Raw genomic sequence first — 22514 nt, 5'->3', positions numbered from 1 at the left:
AGTTGACCCGCGTGTACCACTACTCAGGAAACGCCGTTCAGCAGGCCGCCGGCTCCGCGGCGGGCGTCCTCGACCGCGCGAACACCGACGGCGACACGATCCTCTTCCAGCGCTGCACCTGGTGCGGCACCGCCATGTACCACCGGCTGCTGTGCCCGGTGTGTCAGGGCAGCGACCTGCGCACGGAGCGCAGCGAGGGCGCCGGCACGGTCCGTCACGCCACGGTGGTGAACCGCAACACCCCCGCCGCCCGCAATGTGTCCCTGGTCGAGATGGCCGAGGGGTTCGTCGTACGCGGCCGGGTCATGGGCCCGCTCATCGGCATCCACAGCGGCGACCGCGTCCGGCTGTCCACGGTCAAGGACCCGGTACGCGGCGAGCCGGTCTTCCAGCTCCTCGACGAGCCGTTCCGGGCCTGGCACTAGAACCTTCGCGTCACCGGTCCGAGTCCGGACAGCGGATCCCCGCTGTCCGGATCTTTGCGCTCCGCGGACCTGATTCCCGGTCACAGGCAACCCACAGAGGTGCTTTCGCTTCCTTCGGGGCGCGAGGGGCTCCCGATACGGACGGGGCCCCGCGCTCCGAGTGTTGAGGAGTGGACCTTGATCCGTGCCCGGCGAATAGGTGTCACCGCCGTGGCCGCGCTCGCGGCCCTGGCGGGAACACCGGGACTGGCACAAGCCCGACAGCCTGCCGAGACAAGACCGTCGACCACGACCGCCGACACCGCGCTGCCGCAGGGATGGCAGGTCGGCGGGGAGGGCACCGCGCGTGCGCTGGTCTGGCGGTCGCCCACGCCCGTGCCCCTCGGCGACGCCCGCGTGGAGTTCCGCTCGGGCGACCGACTGCTCGGCGTACCGAAGACGGAGAAGGACGGCCGGACGTTCCGGCTCTCCCTCGCCGACGCGGGGGACGCCCCCCTGAAGGACCTGCGGGTGCTGGCCGGCGGGCGCCGGCTGGACACCGCCGCCGGCAACTCCGCCCCAGGTGAACAGCGTTCCCTCACCGCCGAGCAGCCTCCGGCCCGGACCCCTGCTCCGGCTCCCGCCAACTCCGTCGACCCCGGCAGGCCGGGCGCGTACCGCACGGTCAGCGGCGAGTACGACCTCGCCCCGGTGAAGCTGCCGGGATTCGCCCAACCGGTGGAGATGAAAGCCGTCGTGGTGGCACCGAAGGGGACCACCGGCAAGCGGCCCCTCGCGCTGTTCCTGCACGGCCGGCACACCACCTGCTACCAGCCGGGCAGCGACGACTTCGACATCTCCTGGCCCTGCCCGGCCGGCATGAAGTCGATCCCGAGCTACCGGGGCTACCTCGAGGACCAGAAGCTCCTCGCCTCGCAGGGCTACGTCACGGTGTCGATCTCCGCGAACGGCATCAACGGCCAGGACGGCGAGGCCGAGGACGGCGGTGCGCAGGCGCGCTCCTCGCTGGTGCGCCGGCACCTCGCCACGTGGGCCGACTGGGCCGCGCACCCGGGCCACGCCCCGGCGTCGGTGCCCGACGCGACGAAGGCCGACCTCTCCCGTGTCCTGCTCGTCGGCCACTCGCGCGGCGGCGAGGGCGTCAACCGCGCCGCCCTGGACAGCCTGTACCCGCCGCCCGCCGCGCAGGACGGCTACCGGGGCCCGGTCCGCTGGAAGATCCGCGGGACCGTGCTCGTCGGACCGACGATCTTCGGCCAGAATCCGGTCGCCGACGTCCCCTCCGCGACCATCCTGCCCGGCTGCGACGGCGACGTCGCCGATCTCGAGGGCGAGACGTACCTCGACGGGACGCGCGGCATCAGCAACGGCAAGGCCCTGCACAGCGCGGTCTACATGGTGGGCGCCAACCACAACTTCTTCAACACCGAGTGGACGCCGGGCAAGGCCGTGGCGCCGTCCTTCGACGACTTCTGGGAGGACCCGGACGCGCAGCAGCCCGACCCGGTCTGCTCCACCGGTGCCCCCACCCGGCTGACCGCCGACCAGCAGCACCGGGCCGGCGCGACCTACATCGCCGCCGCGGCCCGGCTGTTCGTCGCCGGTGACGACCGGGTGCGCCCGCTGCTCGACGGCACGGGGAAGCGCGCGCCCTCCGCCGACCCGGCCCGCGTCCTGACGCACGCGGTCGGCGCCCGCCGCACGGGCGGCTTCGTGCCCGACGGCGGCGTCGAGGTGACCGGCGGCCGGGTGTGCTGGGCTGACCCCGACCCGGCCAGGTCATGTCTGGACGCCGACGCCACGGGGATGTCCCCGCACTTCGGCTGGTGGGACCTGGAGAAGGACTCCGGCAAGAGCGCGGTCGCGCTGAAGTGGTCCGCGCCGGGCACACCGACGACGATCCGCTCCCTCGCTCCGGTCTCCCTCTCCGGCGCCGAGAGCCTGGCGCTGCGGGTCTTCGTGCCGCCGAACACCACCGGCACCGAGCTGGACGTGTCCGTCACCGACGCGGCCGGCCGCCGCGCCTCGCTCGGCCGGGTCACGGTCGACGGCCTGCCGGGCTCCGACCGCACCGCCTCGTACTGGGCCCGCGAGCTGCGTGTCCCGCTTGCCTCCGCCACCCGCGCGGGCCTCGATCTCAGGCACGTCAAGTCCCTTGCGCTGACTCCGCGTTCGGGGTCCGGACAGGCGTGGTTCATGGACGCCTGGGGCTGGGCCCCCGGCACACCGGCGGTCAGGGCGGCGGCGCTGCCGCGGGTCGACATCGGCCGGATCACGGCCAAGGAGGGCGACTCCGGCACCCGCACCTACCACGTCCCGGTCCAGGTGTCCGGGCACGGCAGCGGCCGGGTCCGCTTCTACGTCGTCGACCCGGAGACCCTCGAGGCCACGGAGAAGGTGGTCACGGTCCGGCCCGGCAGCACGCCGATCGACGTGCCGATCGTGGTGAAGGGCGACACCCGCTTCGCCTACGACGTGACACAGGACCTTCTCGTGAAGGCCGTGCGCGGCGCCGTCGTCGGCTCCTACCGGGGCGGGGTCACGGTGCAGAACGACGACCCGGCGCCGAAGGTGACCCTGGCTCCGGTCGCCGACCGGGTGACCGAGGGCGGGTCGCTGAGCTGGCGGATCACCCTCTCCGAGACCGCCGACGTGGACTTCTGGCAGCCGGTCCGGGTGCTGCCGGTCACCGAGGGCGCCGAGCTGTCCACCAAGGACGTGGACCCGCAGTGGCTGCTGGACTACTCCGGTGACGTGCCCGACCCGGAGCGTCCGCTGTCGGACGCGAACCTGTGGGTCTGGCTGAACATCCGGGCCGGGACCACCGAGGTCGACTTCACCGTGCCCACGGTGAAGGACCAGGTGGCCGAGCCGGCCGAGTCGATGCGTCTCGCGCTGACCGACGACGACGCCGAGCCGCTGCCGGACCGGCCGGTGCTGACGGGAACGGTCGTGGACGCGCCGTAGTACGGACGCGCTGACCGAAGGGGGCCCGGACCACGCGGTCCGGGCCCCCTTTCTCCGTTTCCGTGCTCACAGCGTGACGCGGATCCCGACGGTTCCGTCCAGACCCCTGCGCAGTCGGCTGCCGAGCAGGGTGAGGCGGCCCACGACGCCGTACTTGCGGGCGAGCAGGGTGCGATAGCGGGCGGTGGTCTGCGCGTCGCAGATCTCGGCGGTGGCCGGGATCTGCTCGCCGGTGGGGTTGCCGCGGACGTCACAGGGACCCACCAGGACGTCGCCGCGGGCCCGGATCCGCTTCACCTTCCAGGCGTCCGCGGCCGACCAGGCCCCGAGCGTGTCCCCGTCCCGCACCACCCACACGGGCGTGGCGACCCCGGTGCCGTTCTTGCGATAGCTGGTGATCAGCAGGTACTTGCCCGCTGCCAGCCGGTCCAGCGCGTTGTCAGCCATGCCCGCAGTCTAGGCATCCGTACGCCTCACCACCTCGGCAGCCTCAACTCGTAGTCCGGCTGGATCCGCCGCATGTACCCGGTGTCGTCGCGCTGTCGCACACCCGAGTCGAGGTAGCGGCGGTGCAGCCGGTCGAGGGCGTCGGTGTCCAGCTCGACGCCGAGCCCCGGGCCGGTCGGTACCTTCACCGCGCCGTCCGACAGCTCCAGCACCCCCGGGACGATCACGTCGTCGGCGCTGTTCCACGGGTAGTGCGTGTCGCAGGAGTGGTCGAGGTTCGGGATGGCCGAGGCGACGTGGGTCATCGCGGCGAGGCTGATACCCAGGTGCGAGTTGGAGTGCATGGACAGCGCGATCCCGAACGCCTCGCAGACGGCGGCCAGTTCGCGGGTGCGGCGCAGTCCGCCCCAGTAGTGGTGGTCGGTGAGGAGTACCTGGATCGCGTTCTGCTCGACGGCCGGCCCCAGGTGTTCCCAGGCGATGACACACATGTTGGTGGCGAGCGGCAGCGGCGAGTCCCGCGCGACCGCCGCCATGCCCTCGATGGTCCCGGTCGGGTCCTCCAGGTACTCCAGTACGCCGTCGAGTTGCCGGGCGACGTACTTCGAGGTCTCCACCGACCATGCCGTGTTGGGGTCCAGGCGCAGCGGCCGGCCGGGAAACGCCTCGGCCAGCGCCCTGATCGCGGCGATCTCCTCGTCCGGCGGGAAGACTCCGCCCTTCAGCTTGAACGAATCGAAGCCGTACCGCTGTTGCATCAGCCGCGCCTGCTCGACGATCCCGGCCGGGTCGAGTGCCTCGGGCCAGTCGTCGCCGATGGCGGGGCGGCCGTCGAGCGCGGGGTGTTCGGCCCACTTGTAGAAGAGGTAGGCGGCGAAGGGCACGGAGTCGCGTACCCGGCCGCCGAGCAGGTCGGAGACCGGGTGGCCGAGCAGCTTGCCCTGGGCGTCCAGGCAGGCGACCTCGACGGCCGAGGTGGTCCAGCCGCGTTCGTGCGAGCTGGGCACGCCCGGCAGCAGGGCGGCGTCGATCGCGGCGGCGACGGCGGTCGTGTCGAAGACGTCCATGCCGACGACCGTCCTGGCCGCGACCATCAGCCGCTCGAGGCGCGCCGCACCGCCGGGCGACTCACCGAGGCCCACCGTGCCGTCCTCCAGGACGAGTCGGAGGATCACCCGGAGCGCGAGCGGTTCGTGGACGCCGTTCGAGTTCAACAGCGGCGGGTCGGAGAAGGCGATGGGTGTGACGACGAGTTCGCGGATGCGCGTGGCAGGGGTGGTCATACGGTGACGGCCTCCAGTCCCCGGTCGATGAGTTCGGCGAGCCGGGCGACATGCTCCGGCGTGGGGTCGAGCAGGGGCGCCCGTACGCCGCCCACGTCCAGGCCCCGGATCGTCACCCCGGCCTTGACCAGGGACACGGCGTATCCCGGGACCTCGTCGCGGAGTTCGACGAGCGGACCGTAGAACTCGTCGAGGAGATGGGCGACGAGGGTGTCGTCCCCCTGCGACAGGGCCCGGTGGAAGGCGAGCGCGATCTCGGGGGCGAAGGCGAAGACGGCGGAGGAGTAGAGGTCGACGCCGATTCCCCGGTAGGCGGAGGCGGTCGTCTCGGCGGTGGGCAGGCCGTTGAAGAACCGGAAGTCCTCGGTGCCGGGAACGGCCCGCACCGCCCGGACGATGCGGTGCATGTGCTCGATGTCGCCGATGCCGTCCTTCAGGCCGATGACCTTGGGCAGGGCGGCGATCCCGGCGGCGGTGGCGCCGGTGAGGCGGGCGGTGCCGCGCTGGTAGAAGACCACGGGGAGGTCGGTGGCGGCGGTGACCTCCTCGACGTAGCGGACCAGGCCCTGTGGGGGCGCGGTCACCAGGTAGGGCGGCAGCAGCAGGATGCCGTCGGCGCCGGCCCGGGCCACGCGTACGGCGTGGTCGCGGGCGACGGGGACCGGCCCGCCGGCGGCCGCCAGGACGGGAACGCGTCCGGCGGTCGTCTCGACGGCGACCCGGGTGGCGCGCTCGAGCTCGTCCGGGTCGAGGGCGTGGAACTCACCCGTCCCGCAGGCGACGAACACGCCGCCCGCGCCGGCCGAGACACCGGCGTCGATGTGCCGGCCGAGCCGTTCCTCGTCCAGCGAGCCGTCCGCGGCGAACGGCGTGACCGGGAAGAACAGCACTCCTTGGAACTTCATGTCTCCCTCGTAACTGCGTGATGGGCGTGGGGGGCGTGCCGGGGTGTCAGCCCTTGGTGGCGCCGGCCGCGATGCCGGTGACCAGCGAGCGCTGGAGGAGCAGGTAGACGATCAGGCTGGGGACGAGGGCGATGACGGCTCCGGCGAGGACCACTCCGGACCCGACCTCGGGGTCGGTCCGCAGGATGGACAGGGCGACGGTGACCGTGTAGTCGGTGGGGTCCTTGGAGGCGATCAGGGGCAGCAGGTACTGGTCCCAGATCATGACGAAGCCGAGGACACCGGCGACGCCGAGCGCGGGCTTGCACAGCGGCAGGACGATCTGCCACAGCATGCGGAACTCTCCGACGCCGTCGAGCCGGGCGGCCTCCTCTATCTCGGTGGGGATGTCCTTCATGAACTCGGTCAGGAGCATCACGGAGAAGCCCCAGGCGCCGAGCGGCAGGATCACGCCCCACGCGGTGCCCTTCAGGTCCACGCCGACGACCGGGACATGGCCGAGGACCAGGGACAGCGGGATCGCGATGACCTCCTCGGGGAGCATCATCGTCAGCATGAACAGGGTGAGGACCAGGGCCTGGCCGCGGAACCGGTGCCGGGCCAGCGCGTAGGCGGCCAGCACGGACACCGTGAGCTGGAGCAGCAGCGCGCCGCCGGCGATGACGAGCGAGTTGGTGAAGTAGTCCCAGATGCCCCGCTCCCCCGCCACCTCGAAGTTCTGCCAGGTGCTGTCGTGCGGGAGGAAGGACAGGGAGGATCCGCTGGCGTGCGTGGTGAAGGCGCCGGAGACGACGGTCAGGAACGGCACCGCGAAGACGCCGATCGCGATCGCGCAGAGCAGGATCCGCAGGCACCGTGCGACGCCCGGCCGGTCGCTCCAGCCGAGGGCGGTGTCGAAGCGGGCGGGGGTGGCCCGGGCCGCCCTGGCGGACTCCCTTGTCGTGGCCGTCGGTGCGGGTGTCCGGACGGGGTCGATGGCGGGTGCGCTCATCGCACGTCTCCCCTCTTGCGGAAGTGGTTGACCGTGACGGTGAGCAGCAGGGTCACGCAGAGCAGTACGACGGAGGCCGCGGAGGCGCCGCCGATGTCGTTGCGGGTGAAGCCGAGGGTGTAGGCCCGGGTCATCCACACCTCGGTGGAGCCGGCCGGGCCGCCGCCGGTGAGGACGTAGACCTCGGTGAAGACACGCAGGCCGCGGATGGCGGCGAGGGTGAGGACGATGCCGAGGGCGGGGCGGATCGCGGGGAGGGTGACGTACCGCAGGCGCTGCCACAGCGACACGCCGTCCATCGCGGCGGCCTCGTACAGCGTCCGGTCCACCCCGGCCAGTCCCGCGAGGATGATCACCATGTTGTAGGGGGCGAGCATCCAGACGCTCATCACCATGGTGGCCCACAGGGCGGTGTCCGGGTTGTCGAGGAACTGGATCGGCCCGAGGCCGAGGAGGCCGAGGCCGTGGTTGACGATGCCGTCGGAGGTCGGGTAGTACAGCAGCCGCCACATCTCGCCGACGACGGCGGTGGCGGTGACGACCGGCAGGAAGACGGCCGTGCGCATGATCTTCAGGGAGCGGGCCTGGCCCTCCAGCAGCAGCGCGAGCGCGAAGCCGACGGCGATGGCGCCGAGGGACTGTCCGAGGCCGAGGAGGAGCGTGTGACCGATGGCTTCCTGGAAGCGGTGGTCGGTCAGGACGCGGGTGTAGTTGTCCAGGCCCACCCACTGGTCGCCCAGGAAGGGCCGCACCTTGAAGAAGCTGAGCCAGACGCCCTTGCCCATGGGCAGGAACTTGAAGACGAGGGCGAGCAGCAGGCCGGGGGCGAGGAACACCCACGGCAAAACGTTTCGCTTGCTGAACGCGCCGCGGACCCGGGAGCCGCGTGCGGGGGCTGTCGTCGCTGTCATTTCAGCAGGTCCTGGTCCTTGAGGTCGCCGGCGAGGGTGTCGTCGAGTTCTTTCAGGCCGGCGCGGACGTCGCTGCCGCAGTACGTGAAGATCGCGTTGAGGGCGTCGGCGGTGTCCTGCTTGACGGGGGCGAAGTCCGGCGCGTTGGGGAACTGCACGGAGGCGTCCTCGTAGGCCTTCTGGACGACGCCCCAGCGGGGGTCGTTGCGTACGGTCGCCGCGTCGAGGGTGGAGTTGACGGGGATCCGGACGACGGGCTGGTTCTTGCCGGTCATCGCGAGGCGCTGCCCCTCGGGCGAGACGAGGAAGGCGGCGAGGGCCCGTTCCTGCTCGGTCTTGCCGGTCCTGGCGCCGAAGTAGATGTTCTCGCCGTCCGCGAGGACGTCGTTGCCGGCCGGACCGGCCGGGGCCTGCACCACCTCGAACCTGTCCTTGCCGAGGGCCTGGTCGAACGTGGCGATGTTGTAGGGGCCGGTGAGGTACATACCGGCGTTGCCGTCCTGGAAGTTGGTGGCGTTGCCGGTGATGGCGGTGAGGGCGCCCGGCTGGATGACAGCGTTGTCAGAAGTACAGAAGAGGTTCCTCTTCAGCCAGGAGACGGAGCGTACGGCGGCGGCCGAGTCGACGACCGGCCGATAACCGCCGTCCTTGGTGGCCTCGATGACGCGGGCGCCGCCCTGCCACAGGAAGCTGGCGGCCCACCAGGCGGCGTAGCCGTTCTGGGCGCTGCCGGGGACGACCATCCCGTAGGTGTTCTTCTTGCCGTCCCCGTCGGGGTCGTCGTCGGCGAAGGCCTTGGCGAGGGTGAGCATGTCCTGCCAGGTCCGCGGCTGCGGCAGGCCGAGCTTCTCGCGCCAGTCCTTGCGGATCATCAGGGTCATGGCCTGACGGGAGTAGGGGATCCCGTAGTGGGAGCCGTCGACGCCGACGGTGGAGGACCAGGTCTTGGCGTCGATCTGGTCGCCGCCGGCGATGTCGGCCGGGTCGATCCGCTGGAGCAGGCCCTGGCTCTGGTAACTGCCCATCAGCGCCGTGTCGTTGATCATGACGTCCGGCAGGTCCTTGGTGGACGCTCGGCTCTGGAGCTGCTGGTCGAAGTTGATGACCGGCTGGTAGTCGATCTTGATGCCGGTCTTCTCGGTGAAGGCCGCGAACACCCGCTCGTACGTGGCAGCGGGATCCGGGTTGCTCCGGGTCCAGACTTCCAGGGTGTTCGGGTCGCCGCCCCCGGCACTGTCCGAACCGGAGCCGCAGGCGGCCGATCCGAACAGCAGTCCCGCGAGGGCAAGCGTGGCGGCCGGGCGGCGACTTCGTCGGCGATCCCCCATGGGCACACTCCGTTCATATTCGTGAACTCGCTTCACGAATCTAAATTGAGGCGCCCAAGCTACGAACGGTTTCAGCCGTATGTCAAGACATGGCTGTGACATTGCGGGACCGTGACACGGGGGCCGCGGGGCGATCGTCACGCGCCGCGCGCGGAACACCGCCGCCCCACCGGAGGAGCTCCGGTGGGGCGGCGGTCCGGCGGGAAGACCTGCGGCTCAGCGAAGGGCGGCCGCCATCCGTCGTACACCTTCGGCGAGGATCTCGGGCGAGGTGGCGATGTTCAGACGGACATGCCCGGCCCCGCCCGTGCCGAAATCGAGCCCGCGACTGAGGGCGACCCGCCCCCGCTCGAGGAAGACCGCGGCCGGATCGTCTCCGAGGCCCAGCGCCCGGCAGTCGAGCCAGGCGAGATAGGTGGCGTCCCCCGGTCGGTACCCGACGCCGGGCAGATGCTCGGCCAGCAGGGCGGTGAGCAGGCGCCGGTTCTCGTCGAGGCCGGCCAGCAGGGCGTCCAGCCACGCCGTGCCCTCGATCAGGGCCGCGGTGTGCGCCAGCACACCGACGTGGCTCGGCCCGTGGGACACCTCCTCGGGCAGCAGGGCCAGGTCGGCCGCCGCCTCGGGGCCCGCGACGGCCAGCGCCGCCTTGAGCCCGGCCAGATTCCACCCCTTGGAGGCCGACATCAGCGACAGGCCGTTCTCCGCGCCGGGGACGGCGAGGTACGGCACGAAGTCGACCCCCGGGGCGGTCAGCGGCGCGTGGATCTCGTCGGCGACCACCCGCACGCCGTACCGCCCGGCGAGCGCGGCCACTGCGGCGAGTTCCCGCGCGGTGTGCACGGTGCCGGTCGGGTTGTGCGGGCTGCACAGCAGGTGCGCGGCGCGGCCACCGCCGGCGACGGCGCGCCGGTAGGCCTCCTCCAGTACGGCGAGGTCGAGCCGGCCGTCCGCGCCGAGGGGCGCCTCGGCGATCCGCCGGTCCATGTGCGCGACGAACTGGAAGAACGGCGGGTACACCGGCGGGTTGACGACCACCGGATCACCGGGCCCCGTCACCAGCTTCAGCATCTCGACGACGCCCAGCATCACATCGGGCACGATGGCCGTCCGCTCGACCGCCGGCCCGTTCCAGGCCCACCGCTTCGCGGCGAACAGGGCCAGCGCCTCGGCGTAGGCCGTGCCCGCCGGATAGCCGGTGTCACCGAGCGCGAGGGCCCGCGTCACCGCGCCGACGACCGGCTCGGCGAGGGGCACGTCCATCTCCGCGACCCACAGCGGAAGGACGTCCGCCGGATGGGTACGCCACTTCATGCTCGTACGACATCGGAGCCGGTCGAGTGTGAGGGCCTGTAAAGGGTTCGGTTCACCGGGCGTCTCGTGCGGGATGCTGGTCATGGGGCACAAGATAGGGGGCTGTGGTGTGACCTGGGATCACCTGAACGGGACAGCTGTGGCGAACGCCGGCGGCATTCCCGAGATCGCCTGCGACGAGTCGGGTTCGGACGGCGAGAACCTCACCGGCGGGAACACCGACGTGTTCGCCCACGCGAGTGTGCTGCTGTCGGCCGATTCCGCCGCCGGACATGTACAGGAGATCAGGAACCGGATCCGTTCGCCCGCCGAGGAGTACAAGGCGAACCATCTGCTCCGGGAGAAACACCGGGCGGTTCTGGAATGGCTGCTCTCGGCATCGGGCCCGCTGTACGGGCACGCCCACGTACACCTCGTCGAGAAGTCCTTCTTCGTCGTGGACCGGGCCGCCGACCTGCTGCTCGGCGATCCCGGGGCGGCCGTCCCGCTGTTCCGGCACGGGCGGCGGACATTCACCGAGGCGGAATGGAAACAATTCCTGGAGGCGGCCAACCAATTGCTGTGGGTGCGCCACGAGGACGCGTCGGACACGCCCGTCGGGCATTTCTTCCGCACGCTCGAAGAACTGCGGCAGCGGTATCCGGGGACGGCGGTGGCCGAGACTCTCTCACGGCTCGCGCAGGAACGCTCCCGCGCGCTCGCCTACCGGGCCGGCATTCAGGACGGACCGTTCGTGCTGACCCCGGTCCTCAATCCCCTGCTGCCCTCGATCCTGCACACGGCCGCCCATTGGAGCGCCGGCGGGCGCCCGGTCCGGCTGGCGCACGACCGGCAGAACATGCTCACCCCGGAGCGGATCGCCTGGATCGAGGGGGCGGCCCGGGTGCGGGGCATCCGCCTGGCCGGACTCCGGCTCGTCGTCTCGCGGCTCGACGCGCGGGTGCAGCTCGCCGACTTCCTGGCCGGCATCGCCCGCCGGATCGCCTCCGACGAGCTCAACGGCCGCGGCGACCCGGCGCTGACCGCGCTGCTGCGCCCCTACACCGGCGCGGCGGCCGTGTGGGGCGACGAGCGGAGCTGGGCGCGGCTCGGGCCCGCGGCGGAATCAGGAGGACGGTCCGCGCCGCTCAACTCGCCCGTCTAGATTGCTGGTCGGTACTTCCCGCTCCCCTTCTTCCGTACAGGAGCCGACCCGTGACCGAGAACGCGCCGACCGTCGAAGCGGCCGCCCAGTCGCCGCACCTCCGTATCGACACCTCCCGGCCGCACACCGCCCGCATCTGGAACTACTGGCTCGGCGGCAGGGACAACTACGAGGTCGACCGGGCCACCGGCGACCGGATCCGGGAGTTACATCCGGGCATCGGCGCATACGCCCGCGCCGACCGGCTCTTCCTGGGCCGTGCCGTGAAGCATCTGGTGACCGAGGCCGGTATCCGGCAGTTCCTCGACATCGGGACCGGGCTGCCCACCGCGGACAACACGCACGAGGTCGCGCAGCGTCTCGCCCCGGATTCCCGGACCGTCTACGTCGACAACGACCCGCTGGTCCTGGCACACGCCCGCGCCCTGCTCACCAGCACGCCGGAGGGCCGCACCGACTATCTCGACGAGGACCTGCGCAACGTCGACGCGCTTGTCGAACACGCCGCGAAGACACTGGACTTCGACGCGCCCGTCGCCCTGATGCTGCTCGGCGTGGTCATCTTCGTCGGCGACGACGAAAACCCGTACGGCCTGGTGCGGCGTCTGGTCGACCGGCTGCCCGCGGGCAGTCATCTGGTGCTCTCGCACACCGTCACCAGCCCGGCGATGCCCGACGTGGACGAGGCCGTCGCGTTCTGGAACGAGCACGGCACGCCGAAGCTGACCCAGCGCACCCCGAAGGACGTGGCCCGCTTCTTCGACGGCCTGGAGCTGCTGGACCCGGGCGTGGTGTCCTGCTCGCGCTGGCGTCCGGAGGGCATCGCGGGCGGGGCCGAACCGGACGAGGTCGCGATGTTCGGCGGGGTGGCACGCAAACCCTGAGGTGATCACCTCCGCTCTGAACGCTGCGGGGTCCTCGCACGTATGGAGGTGAGGGCACTCAACGACCGGAGCGCCCCGCGGTGTTGAGGCCGTGCGTTCGGGGTTTCGGGAGCCATGACATGAGGCATGTACGACGACGGACCGTCCGGCGAGTGACACGGCTGGCGGCCGTCGGCGGACTCCTCCTGGGAGGGGCCATGGTCACGCAGGCGGCCATGGCGAGCGAGCCGGGCGGCACGGCCGCGGCGCCGCGCAGTGCGGCGGAGTCCGTCGTCACGAATCCGGGGGCGACCCTCGTGAAGAAGCTCGGCACCTCGCGCACCGCGGGCACCTGGCTCGGCGCCGACGGGCGCCCGGTCGTCGCCGTCACCGACGAGGAGACGGCCGACACGGTCCGGGCGGCGGGCGCGGAGGCCAAGGTCGTCCCGCACAGCATGAACGAGCTCAAGTCGGCCACGGCCACCCTGCGTTCGGCGCCCAAGGTGCCCGGCACCGCCTGGGTGATGGACTACCGGACGAACCAGGTCGTCGTACAGGCCGACAGCACCGTGTCGGCCGGCGACTGGTCACAGCTGACGCAGACGGCCACCGGCATCGGCAGTTTCGTCCGCATGGAGCGCACCACCGGTGAGTTCACCACCCGGATCAACGGCGCCCAGCCGATCCTGTCGACCGGCGGACGCTGTTCGGCCGGCTTCAACGTGACCAACGGGACGAACGACTTCATCCTCACCGCCGGGCACTGCGGGCCCACCGGCTCCACCTGGTTCGCGGACAACCAGGCCAAGCAGCAGGTGGGCCGGACGGTGAACTCCAACTTCCCCGGCGGCGACTTCTCCCTGGTGCAGTACGCGAGCGGCAAGGCCGGCGCGGGCGCCGACGTGGTGGCCATCGGCAACGGCAACGGGGTGCGGATCACGGGCACCGGCGACGCGGCCGTCGGCCAGCGGGTCTTCCGCAGCGGCAGCACCAGCGGGTTGCGTGACGGCGAGGTCACCGGCCTGGACGCGACGGTGAACTACCCGGAGGGCACGGTCAGCGGGCTCATCGAGACGAGCGTGTGCGCCGAACCGGGCGACAGCGGTGGTCCGATGTTCTCCGACGGCATCGCCCTCGGTGTCACCTCGGGCGGCAGCGGCGACTGCACCACCGGGGGGACGACGTTCTTCCAGCCGGTGACCAGGGCGCTGGCACAGCTCGGCGTACAGCTGATCGTGGCCGCTCCCTCCGACAACGCCGGCGCGTCCACGTCGTCCGCCGATCCCGCGCCGTCGGCCTCCTCCACCCAGGCGGGGCTCTCCCCGGGCGCGGCGTCGCCGGGCACGACCACCCCCGTGACGGAGAGCGGAGTCAGCGAGACCCTCGCCGCCCGGCTGACCGACCCCAGGAACATCGGCCCCGGTCTGCTGGTCATCGCGGGCAGCATGGTCGCCCTCGTCGCGACCCGGTACTTCCGCGCCGAGCAGGACCGCAAGGCCTACCAGCGGTACTACTCGGCGACATGGGGGTGACGGCTGGGGGGTGCCCGGTGCGGGGCGCCGCTGTCGGGCGGCCCCGCGGCCGGGTGGTTGTCAGGCCGCTTCGACGGAGGACGGAGCGGCGGCCCACTCCAGGACGAGCCGCTGGTATTCCGCACGCTGCTCGACGCTCAGTGTCCCGCCCGACCGGAGCCACAGGGCCCGGATCTCCTCGTTGACCTCTGCGGCCGATCGCTCGGAGAGGGATTCAACAGTGGTGGACATGGCGTGAAGCTTACGGCTTCGGAAGTGAAGACCACGTGAGTCATCACGAACGAACCGGACATAACGGACGTGTTACTGATCACGTCCATCTGTCAACCCCCCGTGCGCCGTTCACCCCTCCGCCGCCCCGAGGACCAGCACCTGAATGGCCAGCACGGCGGCGCCGCGCGCCCAGTCGTGGAAGTCCGACACCTTGGTCTCCAGGGCCACCGGGGCGGCCAGCGGATGCCGGTGGGCACGGACGGCCGCCTCCACCGTCGCCCCGCCGACATCCATCAGACCGACCCCCTCACCGGCGAGCAGGACCTTCTGCGGCATGACGAAGTGGGCGATCTGCGCGATCAGGGTGCCCAGCGCGCGGGCCGCCTCGTCGACGACACGGGAGGACATCGGCTCCCCGGCCGCGGCCAGGGCGAGAATCTCCTCGTAGGTGTGCTCACGGCCGGTGGCGGCCTGGACCTGGTAGCGGATGCTGGGGATGGTCAGCAGTGAGACGGCGCTGCCGCGTTCCCCGTCGGGGGTGAGCGGGCCGCCGGGGTCGATGATGATGTGCCGGCCGAAGCCGCCGTCCTCCTCGACACAGGGCACCCGCCTGCCCGAGAGGACCAGGCCGTAGCCGAAGCCCGCACCGATGGTGAGGACCACGAACCGGTCGAGCCCGCGCCCGGCGCCGAACCAGGTCTCGGCCTCCACCAGGGCGGCGACGTCGTTCTCCAGGACCACGGGCAGCCCGGTGCGCTCCTCGACCAGTGCGGCCAGCGGGATGTCCCGCCACCCCAGGAAGGGCGACTCCCCGACGGTCGCACGGTCCTCGACGCGCCCGCCCACCCCGATGCCGATCCCGGCCAGGCCGGGATGGGCGCGGGCCAGTTCGTCGGTCATCTCACCGAGCAGCGCGACGACCGCTTCGGGGTCGTGTGTGCGGAGCGGGCGGTCGTGACGGGCGACGATGTCGCTGCGCAGGGTGGTGACGACGCCGTACACCATGTCACCGGTGATCTTGAAGCCGATGAAGGAGCGGGACTGGGCGACCACGTCGAGCGGCTGCGAGGGGCGGCCCTGCCGCGCCTCCTCCGCGATGCCCCCGTCGGGCACCTCGACCAGCAGTCCCGACTCGATCAGCGGCTTGGTCAGCCGGGTGAGGCTGCCGGCGGAGAGGTTGAGCCGGCGCGCGAGGTCGGTGCGCGAGAGCGGGCCGTGGACGAGCACCTCGATGGCGACCGAGCGCTCCCCCGGGCTCAGCGGCAGCCAGCTGGCGGTACCTGTGGTCATGAGGGTCAGACTCCCACACGATCGCTGATTTCTTTTGACTTGGAAGTATCTAGGTCAGGATACGGGCCGGACGGCCTCCGCAAAAGATGCTCACCGACCACTTGACGGCTGAATTCTTTCGCAGCAAAAGTAAGTGCCCGAGGACGAGCCGCCGCGGACAAGGGAGTCTCACGATGACCATCGCCTCCAGCAGCCCTCCGTCGCGCCTGCCGCCGGGCGGCGCCGAGCGGACTTCGACCAAGTCGAGGACGGACCGGCGGCCTGGGACGGGCGAGAGCCGGGGTGACGGACGGCTCGCAGCCGTGTTCATCGCGCCGGCCCTGCTGGGATTCGTCGTCTTCCTGCTCTGGCCGACGCTGCGCGGCATCTACCTGAGCTTCACCCGCTTCAACCTGCTCACGCCGGCGGAATGGGTGGGCTTCGACAACTACGTGCGCATGGCGCACGACCCGATCTTCTGGAGCTCCCTCAGGGTCACGGTCGTGTACGTGGTCATCAACATCGGGGTGCAGACGGTCTCGGCGCTGGCGATCGCCGTACTGCTCCAGCGGCTGACGCAGTCGGCCCTGCTGCGCGGGATCGTGCTCACGCCGTACCTGATGTCGAACGTCGTCGCCGGCATCGTCTGGCTCTGGATCCTGGACACCCAGCTCGGCGTCGGCAACGAGATCGTCGCGGCGCTCGGTTTCGACCGCATCCCGTTCCTGGCGGACGAGACCTGGGCGATCCCCACGATCGCCCTGATCAATGTATGGCGGCACGTCGGCTACACCGCGCTGCTGCTGTTCGCCGGTCTCCAGGCCATCCCGAACGACATGTACGAGGCGGCGAAGGTCGACGGCGCGAGCGAGTGGCGGATGTTCTGGCGGATCACGATGCCGCTGTTGCGTCCGGTCCTCGCGGTCGTGCTGATCATGACGGTGATCGGTTCTTTCCAGGTGTTCGACACCGTCGCCGTGACCACCAGGGGCGGCCCGGCGGACGCCACCAACGTGCTCCAGTACTACATCTACGGCGCCGCCTTCGGCCGCTTCCAGTTCGGTTACGCCTCCGCGATGTCGGTGGCCCTGCTCGTCGTGCTCAGCGCGATCACCTTCGTCCAGTACCGGCTCACCCGAGCCGGTCGGACCGACCTCGGCTGAGCGGAAGGAGTCGACATGACCGCTGTGACCGTCCCGACGGCACCGGCACCACAGGCGGCACCCGTACGGCCCGTCAGGCGCCGGCCCACCCCCGGGCGGATCGTGGCCTGGGTGGTACTGGCCGTGATCGTGCTCGTCACCCTGTTGCCGTTCTACTGGATCCTGCGCACCGCGCTGTCCACCAACTCCGGGCTCGCCGCGAGCCCGGGCGATCCCCTGCCGGTCGATCCGACCGCGGGCGGCTTCGAACGAGCGCTCGGCCTCCAGTCCACCGAGGAGGCGATCGCCCAGGGCGGGGCGGGCGGCGGGCTGCGGTTCTGGCGGTATCTGCTCAACTCGGTGGTCGTCTCGACCCTCGTCACCGTCTGCCAGATCTTCTTCTCCGCCATGGCCGCGTACGCCTTCGCCCGCCTTCGCTGGCGCGGCCGGGACAAGGTGTTCGCCCTGTTCCTCGCCGGCCTGATGGTGCCGACCATCTTCACCCTGCTGCCGAACTTCGTGCTCATCAAGGAACTCGGCCTGGTGGACTCCCTGTTGGGGATCGCCCTGCCGACGATGTTCATGACGCCGTTCGCGGTGTTCTTCCTGCGTCAGTTCTTCATGAACGTTCCGCGAGAGGTCGAGGAAGCGGCCCTGCTCGACGGCGCGGGGAAGGTACGGATCTTCTTCCGGGTGCTGCTGCCGATGGCGTCCACGCCGGTACTGACCCTGGCCGTGCTGACGTACATCACCTCCTGGAACGACTACTTCTGGCCGTTGATGGTGTCCTACGGCGACGGCTCACGGGTGCTCACCGTGGCGCTGGCCGTCTTCCGGGCGCAGACCCCGCAGACCGGTACCGACTGGTCCGGCCTGATGGCGGCGACGCTGATCGCGGCCCTGCCCATGCTCGTGCTCTTCGGGTTCTTCGCCCGCCGCATCGTCAGCACCATCAGCTTCACCGGGATCAAGTAATGGGGACGGACATGCGGATACGGATGCGTACGCTCACCGCACTGGCCGGGGTGCTCGGGCTGTCCCTGGTGAGCGGCTGCGCCCAGGGGGGCGCCGGGTCGTCGGCGGACACGGTGACGTACTGGCTGTGGGACGCCAACCAACAGCCCGCCTACGAGGCCTGCGCGAAGGACTTCGAAAAGCAGAACCCCGGACTCACGGTGAAGATCACCCAGTTGGGCTGGGACGACTACTGGACCAAGCTCACCGCGAGCTTCATCGCGGGCACCGAGCCGGACGTGTTCACCGACCACATCCAGAAGTTCGGCCAGTTCGCCGACCTGAAGGTGCTGGAACCGCTCGACGACCTGGGCATCGACGACGCCGACTACCAGCCCGGGCTCGGCGCCAACTGGATGGGCCAGGACGGCCGGCGCTACGGCGCCCCGAAGGACTGGGACACCGTCGCCCTCTTCTACAACCGCGCGATGGCCAAGGACGCGGGACTCACCGCCGAGCAGCTCGACGGCCTGTCCTGGAACCCGAAGGACGGCGGCACGTTCGAGAAGGCCGTCGCGCACCTCACCGTCGACAGCAAGGGCCGGCGGGGCGACGAGCCCGGCTTCGACAAGAACCACGTCAAGGTGTACGGCCTCGCCACCAACGGCGGCGGGGACGGCGACGGCCAGACCCAGTGGAGCACCTTCACCGCCTCCGCCGGCTGGACCTACACGGACCGGAAGCGGTGGGGCACGAAGTACGGGTACGACAGCAAGACCTTCCAGTCGGTCGTCGAGTGGTACTTCGGCCTGGCGAGGAAGGGCTACATGGTGCCCTTCACCGACTACAACTCCCAGTCCAACCAGGCCAACACCCAGGTGGCCGCAGGCAAGGCGGCCGCCGCCTTCGACGGTGCCTGGATGATCTCGTCGTACGACGGTTTCAAGGGCCTGGACATCGGCACCGCCGTCACGCCCGCCGGCCCGTCCGGCAAGCGCGCCACGATGATGAACGGTCTCGCCGACTCGATCACCAGGAACGCCCGCAACAAGGCGGGCGCGAAGAAGTGGGTCGCGTACCTGGCGTCGGACGAGTGCCAACGGACGGTGGGGAGTTACGGGATCGTCTTCCCGGCGACGCCCGACGGCACGAAGGCCGCGGTGGCGGCGTACGAGAAGAAGGGCATCGACGTCGGCGCGTTCACCGAACCGGTCGCCGACAAGAAGGACTTCACCACCTTCTCCTATCCGATCACCAACTACGCGGCCGACGTGTACGCGCTCATGCACCCCGCCATGCAGGACATCTTCGCCAACGGCAGTTCCGTGAGCGGCCTCGACCGGACCAACGACCAGATCAACCTGATTCTCGACCAGTGAAGGGCACAGCCACCATGACGTTCTCCCTCGGCATCGTCGGTGCCGGACAGTTCTCGGGCCAGTTCGCCAAGCTGTTCCTGGCCCACCCCGGCGTCGGCGACGTGTACGTCACCGATCTGCTGCCCGAGCGCGCCGAGCGGCTCGCCGCCGATGTGGGTTTGACCGGGACGTTTCCTTCGTACGAGGCGATGCTGGCGTCCGAGGCGGTCGACGCGGTCGCCGTCTTCACCCAGCGCTGGACGCACGGACCGCTGGTTCTCCAGGGCCTGTCGGCGGGCAAGCACGTGTACTCCGCCGTCCCCATGGCGATCACCACGGAGGAGATCGCGGCGATCATCGACGCCGTCCGGGAGACCGGGCTGACGTACATGATGGGCGAGACCAGCCAGTACAACCCGGCGACCGTGCACGCCCGCAACCAGATAGCGGAGGGCGCGTTCGGTCGGATCTTCTACGCCGAGGGCGACTACGTCCACGACATGGACCTCGGCTTCTACGACGCCTACCGGTACAGCGGCGGCGAGGACTGGAAGGCGACCGCCAGCTATCCCCCGCTGCTGTACCCGACGCACTCGGTGGGCGGTGTGCTGGGCGCCTGGGGAACGCATGCGGTGAGCGTGTCGGCGATCGGTGTCGTCGACGAGCGGGGGGACGGCGTCTTCGACAAGGAGGTCAGCCGGTTCGGCAACGACTTCTCCAACGCCACCGCGCTGTTCGAGGTGGCGGGCGGTGGTTCGTTCCGCACCAACGAGTTCCGGCGGGTGGGATACCCGTCCCACATCCGCGAGTCCCGTTTCCGCTTCTTCGGTACCGAGGCGAGCATGGAACAGCTGGCGACGGTGGCGCTGTGGCAGGACAAGAACGGGGTGAAGGACATCAGCGAGCTGCTCGAACCCAAGCCCACCCTGTCCCCCGACGACCCGTCGCTCCAGCACATCGCGCCCGAGCTGCGGGCCGCCTTCACCTCGGGTTCGGCACCGGTGCACGACCGTGCGCGGCTGCCGCGGGAGTTCGACGAACTGCACAACGGGCACGAGGGCAGCCACCACTTCCTGGTGGACGACTTCGTGACCGCGGTCGGCACCCGTACGCTGCCGTCCGTGAACGCCTGGGTCGCGGCCCGCTACACCCTGCCGGGCATCGTCGCGCACGAGTCCGCGCGGCAGGGCGGGGCCAGGCTGGAGATCCCGGACTTCGGGGACGCGCCCGGGGTGTGACGCCCGGGACGGCCGGGCGCCCGCGCCACGTCAGCGACCGGGGTGGACTCAGGTGCCCGGCTTGCGGCCGTACACGAAGACGTCGTCGCCGTTCTTCAGCAGCGACCAGTACTTCTTGGCGGTCGTGGTGGTCATGTTGACGCAGCCGTGGGAGCCCGGCGGGTTCCACATGCTGACACCGACCGAGTGGAAGGCCTGGCCGCCGTCGAAGAACTGGCTGTAGGGCATCGGCACGTTGTAGATGGTCGACACGTGGTCGATGTTCCGCCAGTAGATCTTCTTCAGACCGGTGCGGGTCTCGTACCCGTTGCGGCCGGTACGGACCGGGACGGGCCCGTAGACGAGCTTGCTGCCGTCCTGGATCCAGCTGATCTGGAGGGTGAGGTTGACGCAGGCGATGCGCCCCTTGTTGGTCGGGCACTTGCCGGCCTTGTTGGGCTTGTTGCCGACCGCCTTCTGCTTGTTCATGAGGTCCATCACGCCCCAGGTGACGGGCCCTGCGTAGCCGATGTTGGGGGTGATGCCGTGCTTGGTCTGGAAGGCCCGGATGGCCTTGCAGTCGGTGGTCGACTGCTTGCCGTCGACGGGCCGGCCGAGGAACTTCTCGACCTGCTTCTGGTACGGCCCGGCCGTCGTCGTACAGCTGGCGGCCTGCGCCGGCCCGGCGCCCAGCGCCAGCGTCAACGGCGCGACCAGGCCCGTGAGCCCGAGCACGACGGCCCCTCGTCTGCGTATGTCCCCCATGGCTGCCCTCTCCCTGGCACATCAGTGGCGATCTCACCCTCCTAGACAGCTCTCCGGGGGCGTCGGTTGTAGTCCGATCCGGGCTGTGACGAAACAGTGAACTTCGCGTCAGTTCGCCAGACACTCGCGCAGCAGCCGCACCGCGCGGCCGAGCGCCTCGGGGGTGGCCGTGAACGGCAGCCGCAGGTGGTGGACGAGAGTCGTCCCGTCCACGGCGAAATGCGGGCCCGGGGTCACGGCGAGGCCGCGGGCGGCGGCCCGGGTCGCGAGGTCGGCGGCGCGGGTGGCCGTCCCCAGGTGCAGCCACAGGGTCAGTCCGCCGTGCGGGAGTTCGTAGGTCCATCCGGTGCCGTCGAGGAGATGTGCCAGGTGGTCGCGCTGGGCGCGCAGCCGGGCCCTGCGGTCGGCGAGAACGTCGGCGAAGCCGCTGTCGTCGGCCAGCAGCTCGCAGGCGATGAGCTGTTCCAGGGGCGGCGGGGACAGCAGGGCCTGGAGGGGGTTGGCGCACAGGCTCCCCACGAGGTCGGCGGTCGTGCGGATCCAGCCGATGCGCAGGCCGCTCCACACGGTCTTGGCGGCCGAGCCGATCTGGATCACACCGGGTCCGGCGAGGTGCGGCTCGGTGCCGGGCGGGGTGCGCAGGTCGAGGTCGCGCATCGTCTCGTCGGCGATGACGGTCAGCGGGAGACGGGCGACCCGCGCGCGGGTCGCCCCGGTCATGTGGGCTCCGGTGGGGTTGTGGAAGTCCGGTGTCAGGTAGGCGAGTCGGGCGCCCCGGGTGCGTACGGCGTCCTCGAGGCGGTCGGTGTCCCAGCCGTCCGACGCCGAGACGGGCACCGGCAGCAGCCGGGCGCGGCGGCGGCGCAGCACGGCCAGGGCCCCGGGGTAGGTGGGGCTCTCGACGGCGACCGGGCGGCGGCGGTCGGTGTGCAGTCGGTCGAGGAGCAGGGTGAGCGCGGACTGGGCGCCGGAGGTGACGAGGATCTGCTCCGGGCGGGTGGGCAGACCGGCCCGGGTGTAGCGGTCGGCGAGGAGTGCGCGCAGTCGGGGCAGCCCCGGGCCCGCGATGCCCGCGTCGACCAGGAGGGCCCCCGCGCGTTCGGTGGCGCGGGCCAGGGCGGCGAGGTAGGCGTCGTGCGGGGCGGCGGTGACCGCGAGGGTGAGGTCGAGTGCGGTGTCACCCGCTCCGCCGCGGTCCTGGGACCAGGGTGCGGTGCGTTCGGTGAGGCGGCCGGGCAGCCGCACGGTGCTGCCGCTGCCGTGCCGGGTGCGCAGCCAGCCCTCGTCCCGCAGGAGGGCGAGGGCGGCGACGACCGTGCCGCGGCTGAGCGGCAGGGCGCGGGCCAGGTCGCGTTCGGAGGGCAGCCGGGTGCCGGGCGGCACTCTGCCGTCGACCACCGCCTCACGCACCGCGTCGGCGAGCGAGCGGGCCAGCGGTCCCGGGCGCTCGCGCCAGGCGCCGAGGGCGGAGACGAAACCATCGTGCATC

General features: G+C 70.9%; 20 protein-coding genes. 9 read left to right on the top strand and 11 right to left on the bottom strand.

Features of this window, described 5'->3' with window-relative positions; all coding sequences use genetic code 11:
* The first annotated feature begins 11 nt into the window (after window positions 1-11).
* The gene (locus tag OG736_RS39140; RefSeq protein ID WP_327186654.1) at window positions 12-425 is read left to right on the top strand and encodes a Zn-ribbon domain-containing OB-fold protein; all 414 of its coding nucleotides are present in this window, start codon (window positions 12-14) and stop codon (window positions 423-425) included.
* Window positions 426-602: 177 nt separating this feature from the next.
* Window positions 603-3392 (top strand): hypothetical protein, encoded by a 2790-nt coding sequence (locus OG736_RS39135; protein ID WP_327186653.1) that lies wholly within the window; start codon window positions 603-605, stop codon window positions 3390-3392.
* Between the two features lie 66 nt (window positions 3393-3458).
* Here OG736_RS39135 and OG736_RS39130 read toward each other — a convergent pair whose 3' ends face one another.
* From OG736_RS39130 to OG736_RS39100, 7 genes are all read right to left on the bottom strand, one after another.
* A complete protein-coding gene (locus OG736_RS39130; RefSeq protein ID WP_327186652.1) occupies window positions 3459-3839 on the bottom strand; it encodes a PPOX class F420-dependent oxidoreductase in 381 nt (126 codons plus the stop codon).
* A 26-nt stretch (window positions 3840-3865) separates the two neighbouring features.
* A complete protein-coding gene (locus OG736_RS39125; RefSeq protein ID WP_327186651.1) occupies window positions 3866-5122 on the bottom strand; it encodes a glucarate dehydratase family protein in 1257 nt (418 codons plus the stop codon).
* On the bottom strand, window positions 5119-6027 hold the full coding sequence (locus OG736_RS39120; protein ID WP_327186650.1) for a 5-dehydro-4-deoxyglucarate dehydratase: 909 nt from the start codon (window positions 6025-6027) through the stop codon (window positions 5119-5121). Before OG736_RS39120 ends, OG736_RS39125 begins: the two co-directional genes overlap by 4 nt.
* Before the next feature lie 46 nt (window positions 6028-6073).
* Window positions 6074-7018, bottom strand: coding sequence for a carbohydrate ABC transporter permease (locus OG736_RS39115; RefSeq protein WP_327186649.1), 945 nt, complete (start codon window positions 7016-7018; stop codon window positions 6074-6076).
* A complete protein-coding gene (locus tag OG736_RS39110) occupies window positions 7015-7929 on the bottom strand; it encodes a carbohydrate ABC transporter permease (RefSeq protein ID WP_327186648.1) in 915 nt (304 codons plus the stop codon). The genes OG736_RS39115 and OG736_RS39110 overlap by 4 nt, the downstream gene beginning before the upstream one ends.
* Entirely contained in the window at window positions 7926-9257 is a 1332-nt protein-coding gene (locus tag OG736_RS39105) for a sugar ABC transporter substrate-binding protein (protein WP_327186647.1), read from the bottom strand. The genes OG736_RS39110 and OG736_RS39105 overlap by 4 nt, the downstream gene beginning before the upstream one ends.
* A 216-nt stretch (window positions 9258-9473) precedes the next feature.
* Complete coding sequence (locus OG736_RS39100; RefSeq protein ID WP_327186646.1) at window positions 9474-10652, bottom strand: MalY/PatB family protein; 1179 nt, start codon at window positions 10650-10652, stop codon at window positions 9474-9476.
* A gap of 25 nt (window positions 10653-10677) precedes the next feature.
* Here OG736_RS39100 and OG736_RS39095 point away from each other — a divergent pair, with 25 nt between their 5' ends.
* From OG736_RS39095 to OG736_RS39085, 3 genes are all read left to right on the top strand, one after another.
* A complete protein-coding gene (locus tag OG736_RS39095) occupies window positions 10678-11712 on the top strand; it encodes a hypothetical protein (protein ID WP_327186645.1) in 1035 nt (344 codons plus the stop codon).
* 50 nt (window positions 11713-11762) lie between these two features.
* Window positions 11763-12596, top strand: a complete 834-nt coding sequence (locus OG736_RS39090) for an SAM-dependent methyltransferase (RefSeq protein ID WP_327186644.1) — start codon at window positions 11763-11765, stop codon at window positions 12594-12596.
* A 119-nt stretch (window positions 12597-12715) separates the two neighbouring features.
* Entirely contained in the window at window positions 12716-14107 is a 1392-nt protein-coding gene (locus tag OG736_RS39085) for a S1 family peptidase (protein WP_327186643.1), read from the top strand.
* A gap of 60 nt (window positions 14108-14167) precedes the next feature.
* Here the strand turns inward: OG736_RS39085 and OG736_RS39080 are convergent, their stop codons facing one another.
* Both OG736_RS39080 and OG736_RS39075 read right to left on the bottom strand, forming a co-directional pair.
* Entirely contained in the window at window positions 14168-14338 is a 171-nt protein-coding gene (locus tag OG736_RS39080) for a hypothetical protein (protein ID WP_020129024.1), read from the bottom strand.
* Window positions 14339-14449: 111 nt separating this feature from the next.
* On the bottom strand, window positions 14450-15610 hold the full coding sequence (locus OG736_RS39075) for an ROK family protein (RefSeq protein ID WP_327186642.1): 1161 nt from the start codon (window positions 15608-15610) through the stop codon (window positions 14450-14452).
* A gap of 173 nt (window positions 15611-15783) precedes the next feature.
* On the opposite strand from OG736_RS39075, the gene OG736_RS39070 reads away from it, so the two are divergent.
* From OG736_RS39070 to OG736_RS39055, 4 genes are read left to right on the top strand one after another with little or no spacing between them, the layout of a single operon-like run.
* On the top strand, window positions 15784-16752 hold the full coding sequence (locus tag OG736_RS39070; protein ID WP_327186641.1) for a carbohydrate ABC transporter permease: 969 nt from the start codon (window positions 15784-15786) through the stop codon (window positions 16750-16752).
* A 15-nt stretch (window positions 16753-16767) separates the two neighbouring features.
* Window positions 16768-17706 carry a carbohydrate ABC transporter permease gene (locus OG736_RS39065; RefSeq protein ID WP_327186640.1) on the top strand — a complete coding sequence of 313 codons (939 nt, stop codon included), beginning with the start codon at window positions 16768-16770 and terminating at the stop codon, window positions 17704-17706.
* 23 nt (window positions 17707-17729) lie between these two features.
* Window positions 17730-19064, top strand: a complete 1335-nt coding sequence (locus tag OG736_RS39060) for an ABC transporter substrate-binding protein (RefSeq protein ID WP_327186639.1) — start codon at window positions 17730-17732, stop codon at window positions 19062-19064.
* Window positions 19065-19078: 14 nt separating this feature from the next.
* On the top strand, window positions 19079-20281 hold the full coding sequence (locus OG736_RS39055) for a Gfo/Idh/MocA family protein (protein WP_327187829.1): 1203 nt from the start codon (window positions 19079-19081) through the stop codon (window positions 20279-20281).
* Window positions 20282-20329: 48 nt separating this feature from the next.
* Here OG736_RS39055 and OG736_RS39050 read toward each other — a convergent pair whose 3' ends face one another.
* Complete coding sequence (locus OG736_RS39050) at window positions 20330-21025, bottom strand: L,D-transpeptidase family protein (protein ID WP_327186638.1); 696 nt, start codon at window positions 21023-21025, stop codon at window positions 20330-20332.
* 108 nt (window positions 21026-21133) lie between these two features.
* A complete protein-coding gene (gene yczR / locus OG736_RS39045) occupies window positions 21134-22513 on the bottom strand; it encodes an aminotransferase-like domain-containing protein (RefSeq protein WP_327186637.1) in 1380 nt (459 codons plus the stop codon).
* Window position 22514 lies beyond the last annotated feature (1 nt).

It is taken from the genome of Streptomyces sp. NBC_01334, from assembly GCF_035983595.1.
Lineage (GTDB): Bacteria > Actinomycetota > Actinomycetes > Streptomycetales > Streptomycetaceae > Streptomyces > Streptomyces coriariae.
Note: the sequence above shows the minus strand (reverse complement) of the source record. Positions and strands in the feature narration are given on the sequence as shown.

What these genes read in the sequence shown, in the direction of transcription:
- OG736_RS39130 (WP_327186652.1), bottom strand. Translation starts at nt 3,839, where the DNA reads ATGGCTGACAACGCGCTGGACCGGCTGGCAGCGGGCAAGTACCTGCTG.
- OG736_RS39125 (WP_327186651.1), bottom strand. Translation starts at nt 5,122, where the DNA reads ATGACCACCCCTGCCACGCGCATCCGCGAACTCGTCGTCACACCCATC.
- OG736_RS39120 (WP_327186650.1), bottom strand. Translation starts at nt 6,027, where the DNA reads ATGAAGTTCCAAGGAGTGCTGTTCTTCCCGGTCACGCCGTTCGCCGCG.
- OG736_RS39115 (WP_327186649.1), bottom strand. Translation starts at nt 7,018, where the DNA reads ATGAGCGCACCCGCCATCGACCCCGTCCGGACACCCGCACCGACGGCC.
- OG736_RS39110 (WP_327186648.1), bottom strand. Translation starts at nt 7,929, where the DNA reads ATGACAGCGACGACAGCCCCCGCACGCGGCTCCCGGGTCCGCGGCGCG.
- OG736_RS39105 (WP_327186647.1), bottom strand. Translation starts at nt 9,257, where the DNA reads ATGGGGGATCGCCGACGAAGTCGCCGCCCGGCCGCCACGCTTGCCCTC.
- OG736_RS39100 (WP_327186646.1), bottom strand. Translation starts at nt 10,652, where the DNA reads ATGACCAGCATCCCGCACGAGACGCCCGGTGAACCGAACCCTTTACAG.
- OG736_RS39085 (WP_327186643.1), top strand. Translation starts at nt 12,716, where the DNA reads ATGAGGCATGTACGACGACGGACCGTCCGGCGAGTGACACGGCTGGCG.
- OG736_RS39080 (WP_020129024.1), bottom strand. Translation starts at nt 14,338, where the DNA reads ATGTCCACCACTGTTGAATCCCTCTCCGAGCGATCGGCCGCAGAGGTC.
- OG736_RS39075 (WP_327186642.1), bottom strand. Translation starts at nt 15,610, where the DNA reads ATGACCACAGGTACCGCCAGCTGGCTGCCGCTGAGCCCGGGGGAGCGC.
- OG736_RS39070 (WP_327186641.1), top strand. Translation starts at nt 15,784, where the DNA reads ATGACCATCGCCTCCAGCAGCCCTCCGTCGCGCCTGCCGCCGGGCGGC.
- OG736_RS39065 (WP_327186640.1), top strand. Translation starts at nt 16,768, where the DNA reads ATGACCGCTGTGACCGTCCCGACGGCACCGGCACCACAGGCGGCACCC.
- OG736_RS39060 (WP_327186639.1), top strand. Translation starts at nt 17,730, where the DNA reads ATGCGTACGCTCACCGCACTGGCCGGGGTGCTCGGGCTGTCCCTGGTG.
- OG736_RS39055 (WP_327187829.1), top strand. Translation starts at nt 19,079, where the DNA reads ATGACGTTCTCCCTCGGCATCGTCGGTGCCGGACAGTTCTCGGGCCAG.
- OG736_RS39050 (WP_327186638.1), bottom strand. Translation starts at nt 21,025, where the DNA reads ATGGGGGACATACGCAGACGAGGGGCCGTCGTGCTCGGGCTCACGGGC.
- yczR (WP_327186637.1), bottom strand. Translation starts at nt 22,513, where the DNA reads ATGCACGATGGTTTCGTCTCCGCCCTCGGCGCCTGGCGCGAGCGCCCG.